The sequence below is a fragment of the Roseovarius halophilus (ex Wu et al. 2025) genome, assembly GCF_047086965.1.
The window spans coordinates 1-5171 of sequence record NZ_JBKOTX010000285.1; the positions used below are offsets into that span (position 1 = coordinate 1).

The window sequence follows — 5171 nt, forward strand, 5'->3', positions numbered from 1 at the left end:
GACCGGCTGCGCGCGCTGCCCGATCACGCGCAGGACCGGCGCCTGACGCTGGCATTGCTGGCGCAGGCCGGGGACGAGACGAAACGCGGCGCCGCCCGGTTGCGCGTGACGGACAGCGAACTGATCCGGCGTATCACCGCATTGTGCCCCGACCTGGCCCGGCAGGACCTGCACGAGGGCGCCCGCGCGCGCATCGTCAAGCGCGGCGCGCTGGCGCTCGGGGCGCTGGCGCTGATGCTGTTCGTGATCCTGCCGCGCATGGCCGACACGCTGGCCGGCCTTATCCCGCCCGAGCGCGAGCGTGCCTTCGGCCGGGCGGTGACGGCCCAGATCGAACGGGCCCTCGGCGCGACGGAGCTGGGAGAGCTGCATTGCACCGCGCCGGATGGCCGCCACGCGCTTGACACGTTGCTGTCCCGGCTGACCGGCGCGACGGGGCCGGACACCGCCCCGCAGGTGACGGTTCTCGATCACGACATGGTCAATGCCTTCGCCGCGCCGGGCGGGCAGATCGTGCTGATGCGCGGCCTGCTGGACGCCGTTGACGGCCCCGACGCGGTGGCCGCCGTCCTCGCGCACGAAATCGGCCATGTCCGGCGCCGGGACGCCACGCGCCATGCCCTGCGCGCGGCCGGATCCGCGGGGCTGCTGTCGCTCGTGATGGGCGATTTCACCGGCGGCGCGCTGGCGGTTTTCCTCGGCGAGCGGATGCTGCAGGCAAGCTACACGCGCGAGGCCGAACGGCAGGCGGACAGGTTCGCGCTGGAGATGCTGACCCGCGCCGGGATCGACAGCGGCGGCATGGCCGACTTCTTCGAGCACCTGACCGCGCGCGAAAAGGGCCGCCCGCGCCTGCCGGGATACCTCGCCACCCATCCCGCCAGCGAGCGACGCGCCGCCCGCGCGCGCCGCAACGCGGCCGAGCAGGACACCACGCGTCCGGCCCTGTCGGCCGACCAGTGGCGGGCGCTGCGCGGGATATGCCGCTGATCGCGCCGTCAGCCCTGCAGGTAGAGCCCCAGAAACAGCACCCCCGCCCCGGACAGGACCGCGAAAATTACGTTGCGCGTGACCAGCCCCACCCCGAGCGCCGAGAACGCCGCCGCCAGCCGCGGCAGGTCGGGCTGCCCGCCCGTGGCGGCCGGCCACAGGACCAGCGGAGCGACCAGCCCCGGCAGGACCGCGACCGCCGTGTAACGCAGGTGCCGCAGCAACCACGGCGGCAAGGGCCGGTCGCCGATGATCCCCATGAAGACGAAGCGCAGCGCGAAGCTGCCCAGCCCCAGCCCGGCAATCGTGATCCAGACGGTCGCGTTATCCATTGCCGCTGGCCTTTTGCCCTTGGCGGGCGCGGCGCCGTTCCGCCCACAGCTCCACCTGCGCACCGGCCATCATCGCGGCGACGGCCGCCACCATCAGCCCCAGGTTGTAGGGCAGGCTGGCGAGGATCAGCGCCACCACCACGGATGTCAGCGCCGCCGCGACATGCGCCCACGTGCGCAACATCGGCGCGATGAGCGCGATGAAGGTGATCGGGATCGCGAAGTCCAGCGCGAATTCGCCCGGGATCGCCGTGCCCACCATCGCGCCCACCACGGTGAACGAATACCAGAACGGGCAAAGCGGCGTCGCCACCCCGAAGAAATAGGCCAGCCGCTGCCGGATGGTCCAATCGGGGTTGAGCTCGTATTGCAGGGCCGAGCACGCATAGGTCTGGTCGACGGTGAAATAGGACACGAAAGCCCGCTGCCAGAGCGGCGCCGGCCCCAGGTAAGGCGTGAGCGCGGCGGAATACATCGCCATGCGCAGGTTCACCGCCAGCCCCGACAGGATGGCGATGAACGTCGGCGCGTCATCGGCCAGAAGCTGCAGCGCGGTGAACTGCGCCGCGCCCGCCAGAACGGCCACCGAGAAACTGAGCGCCTGAAACACGTCCAGCCCCGCCTCCGTGGCGACCACGCCGAAGAGCGTCGAAAAGGGCACCAGCACGAGGATGAAGGGCGACCCGTCCTTCACCCCGCGCAGGAAAATGGATTTGGTGGTTTCCGTCGGCACCGCATGGTCCTAGATTGCGCTTACCGCTCAGGGCGTAGCCTGCCGCGAAAGGAGATGCAATTGGCCAGAACGGACGACCTTGCCGACTATGTCATCGCGCCGGACCCCACGGCGCCCCGGCTGACGCGGACGGTCGACGGCGTCGATCACGCCGGCCAGCCCACGCGACTCGCCGTGGTCGAGGAACGGCCGCTGACGATATTCCTCAACGGGCAGGAGATCGTCACGGCCATGACGATCGGGGATTATCCCGAGTACCTCGCCCTGGGCTTCCTGCGCAATCAGGGGATGCTGCGCCCCGAGGAAGTGGTGCATCGCGTGGATTTCGACGCGGACCTGGACACCGTCGTCGTGCGCACTGACGGGCAGACCAGCTACGAGGAAAAGCTCAAGAAGAAGACGCGCACCAGCGGTTGCGCGGTCGGCACCGTGTTCGGCGACATGATGGAGGGGCTGGAACAGGTCAACTTGCCCGACCTCGCCATCCGGACGTCGGACCTGTACACGTTGGCCGCGCGGATCAACCGCACGCCGTCGCTTTACCTCGAGGCCGGGGCGATCCACGGTACCGTGCTGTGCCGGGGCGCGCGGCCGCTGGTCTACATGGAGGACGTGGGCCGGCACAACGCGGTGGACAAGATCGCCGGCTGGATGTTCTCGGAAGGCGTGGGCGCGCAGGACAAGCTGCTTTACACCACCGGGCGGCTGACCTCGGAAATGGTGATCAAGACGGCGCTGATGGGGATTCCGGCGCTCGCGTCGCGCTCGGGCTTCACCGCCTGGGGCGTGGAGATCGCGCGACAGGTGGGGCTGACGCTGGTCGGCCGGCTGCGCGGCAAGCGTTTCGTCTGCCTGAGCGGGGAAGAGCGGCTGCTGCGCGACGCCGACCCGGCAGACATCGCCGAGGAAAGCCCCAGGCATCGCCGCAAGGGGGCCGGGGCATGACGCGGGCCGCGGGCGCAATTTTCTGCGCAGAAAATTGCCAAGAAAATACTTATTTTCTTGGGCTCCGGCACGGGAACATCCGCCCGTGACCCGCCCGCTCGGCATCATCCTGGCCGGGGGCCGGGCCACCCGGATGGGCGGGGGCGACAAGGCGCTCTTGCCGCTGGGCGACGCCACGATCCTCGATCACGTGATCGAGCGGTTGGCAAGCCAGGTGGATGGTATCGCGCTCAATGCCAATGGTGATCCCGGCCGCTTCGCGCGGTTCGGCCTGCCCGTGCTGCCCGACCCGGTGGCGGATCACCCCGGCCCGCTGGCCGGTGTTCTGGCGGGGCTGGACTGGGCCGCCGGCGAGGGCGCGGACCGTATCGTTACCGTGGCCGCCGACACGCCCTTCTTTCCGGGCGACCTGGCGCCGCGTCTGGGGGGCGCCGCCGCCGGGCAGGCGCAACCGCTTGTCCTTGCCGCGACGCCGAAGCGGGCCGAGGAAACGAAATCCATGTCCCGCTCGGGCCTGATCCGGCATCCGACCTTCGGCCTGTGGCCCGTCGCGCTGCGCGACGATCTGCGCGAGGCGCTTCGCGAGGGGCTGCGCAAGGTCGTCCTGTGGACCGAGCGCCATGACGGGCGCGAGGCGGTATTCGACGACCCGGGCGATCCGTTCTTCAACGTCAACACCCCCGATGACCTTGCGACGGCCCGCGCGATGGCGGGGGCCGGGGCATGAAGGTCTACGGGATCACCGGCTGGAAGAATGCCGGCAAGACGGGGCTGACGGAACGGCTGGTATCCGAGATCGCGGGGCGCGGCGTCAGCGTCTCGACCGTCAAGCATGCCCATCACAGGTTCGACGTGGATCAGCCGGGCAAGGACAGTCACCGCCACCGCGTCGCCGGTGCGACGGAGGTTCTGCTGGCCTCGCGCAACCGGTTCGCCCTGATGCACGAGCTGCGCGGGGAGGACGAGCCGGGGCTGGAGTCGCTTCTCGGCAAGCTCGCACCGGTCGATCTGGTACTGGTCGAGGGCTACAAGCGTGACCGCCACCCCAAGATCGAGTCGCATCGCGCCGTGACCGGCAACGCGCTGATCGCGCCGGGCGATCCGACGATCCGCGCGGTGGCCAGTGATACGCCGCTTGACCTGGACCGGCCTGTCTTCGATCTGGATGACACGTGCGGCATCGCCGGCTTCATCCTTCGGGAGGTCGGTCTTTGACCGCCTTTGACAGTTTCGCGATGGTGGACTGGTCAGGGGGCAACGATACCGGCCCCCGTCCGCGCCGCGATGCGATCTGGCTGGGGCTGGTGCGGGACGGCGAAGAGCTTGCGCCGCGCTACCTGCGCAACCGTGTGGAGGCCGAGGAGGCGCTGGCCGCCCTGATCGGGACGGAACGCCAAGCCGGCCGCCGCCTGCTGATCGGGCTGGATTTCCCTTTCGGCTATCCCGCCGGTTTCGCGCGGGCGCTGACGGGGCAGGACGACCCGCTGGCGGTCTGGGACTGGCTGACGGCCCGGATCGATGACGGCCCGCGCGGCAACAACCGCTTCGAGGTGGCGGGCCGGATCAACCGTGACGTGGGCCACGGGCGCGGCCCGTTCTGGGGCAATGCCCGGCCGAACCATGACATCGCCGGCCTGCCGCGCACCAAGGCGGGTTACGCCAATCCCTTCCCCGAGCGCCGCGCCGCGGACGCCCGCGCCAAGGGCAGTTTCACCTGCTGGCAACTGGCCGGGGCGGGGGCGGTCGGGTCGCAGGTGCTGACCGGGCTGCCGGTGCTGAACCGGCTGCGCCGCCGGTTTGCCGGCGATGTCGCCGTCTGGCCGTTCGACCCGCTGAACGCGGCGGTGGCGGTCGTCGAGATCTGGCCGGGATTGATCGACGGCGCGGTGAAACGGGCCGAGGCGGCAGGCGGTATCCGCGATGCGCACCAGGTACGGCTGCTGGCCCGGGCGATGGCCCGCTTGCCCGACGCCGAGATGCGCGCCATGTTGCGGGTGGACGCACCCGAGGAGGGCTGGATCATGGGATTGGGACACGAGGACAAGCTCGACCGTGCCGCCGGCGGGCTGGCGCCGCCGCCGCTGCGCGACGACTGTTTCGCCCTGCCCGCCGGGGTGGACTGGACTGGTCGAGGCCGCCGACAGCTAGGCGAAGAACAGGCCCTCGGGCCT

General features: G+C 70.4%; 6 protein-coding genes and 1 pseudogene. 5 read left to right on the forward strand and 2 right to left on the reverse strand.

Annotated features, from left to right (window positions below):
* Positions 1 to 990: M48 family metallopeptidase (locus ACH107_RS29595; protein ID WP_412509296.1), on the forward strand; the 990-nt coding region annotated here is incomplete at its 5' end.
* 8 nt (positions 991 to 998) lie between these two features.
* On the opposite strand, the gene ACH107_RS29600 is transcribed toward ACH107_RS29595, so the two are convergent.
* Both ACH107_RS29600 and ACH107_RS29605 read right to left on the reverse strand, forming a co-directional pair.
* Positions 999 to 1322 carry an AzlD domain-containing protein gene (locus ACH107_RS29600; RefSeq protein ID WP_412509297.1) on the reverse strand — a complete coding sequence of 108 codons (324 nt, stop codon included), beginning with the start codon at positions 1320 to 1322 and terminating at the stop codon, positions 999 to 1001.
* Entirely contained in the window at positions 1315 to 2055 is a 741-nt protein-coding gene (locus tag ACH107_RS29605) for an AzlC family ABC transporter permease (protein WP_412509298.1), read from the reverse strand. The genes ACH107_RS29600 and ACH107_RS29605 overlap by 8 nt, the downstream gene beginning before the upstream one ends.
* A gap of 54 nt (positions 2056 to 2109) precedes the next feature.
* Between ACH107_RS29605 and ACH107_RS29610 the strand changes: the two genes are divergently transcribed.
* The 4 genes and pseudogenes from ACH107_RS29610 to ACH107_RS29625 form a co-directional block, all read left to right on the forward strand.
* Positions 2110 to 3000 (forward strand): formate dehydrogenase accessory sulfurtransferase FdhD, encoded by an 891-nt coding sequence (locus ACH107_RS29610; RefSeq protein WP_412509299.1) that lies wholly within the window; start codon positions 2110 to 2112, stop codon positions 2998 to 3000.
* A gap of 85 nt (positions 3001 to 3085) precedes the next feature.
* A complete protein-coding gene (gene mobA / locus ACH107_RS29615) occupies positions 3086 to 3727 on the forward strand; it encodes a molybdenum cofactor guanylyltransferase MobA (protein WP_412509300.1) in 642 nt (213 codons plus the stop codon).
* Positions 3724 to 4215, forward strand: a complete 492-nt coding sequence (gene mobB, locus ACH107_RS29620) for a molybdopterin-guanine dinucleotide biosynthesis protein B (protein WP_412509301.1) — start codon at positions 3724 to 3726, stop codon at positions 4213 to 4215. The genes mobA and mobB overlap by 4 nt, the downstream gene beginning before the upstream one ends.
* Positions 4212 to 5171, forward strand: a pseudogene (locus ACH107_RS29625) (molybdopterin molybdenumtransferase MoeA); the annotation flags it as partial. The gene mobB and the pseudogene ACH107_RS29625, both read left to right, overlap by 4 nt.

Coding starts and splice junctions, on each gene's coding strand:
- ACH107_RS29600 (WP_412509297.1), bottom strand. CDS start 1,322: ATGGATAACGCGACCGTCTGGATCACGATTGCCGGGCTGGGGCTGGGC.
- ACH107_RS29610 (WP_412509299.1), top strand. CDS start 2,110: ATGCAATTGGCCAGAACGGACGACCTTGCCGACTATGTCATCGCGCCG.
- mobB (WP_412509301.1), top strand. CDS start 3,724: ATGAAGGTCTACGGGATCACCGGCTGGAAGAATGCCGGCAAGACGGGG.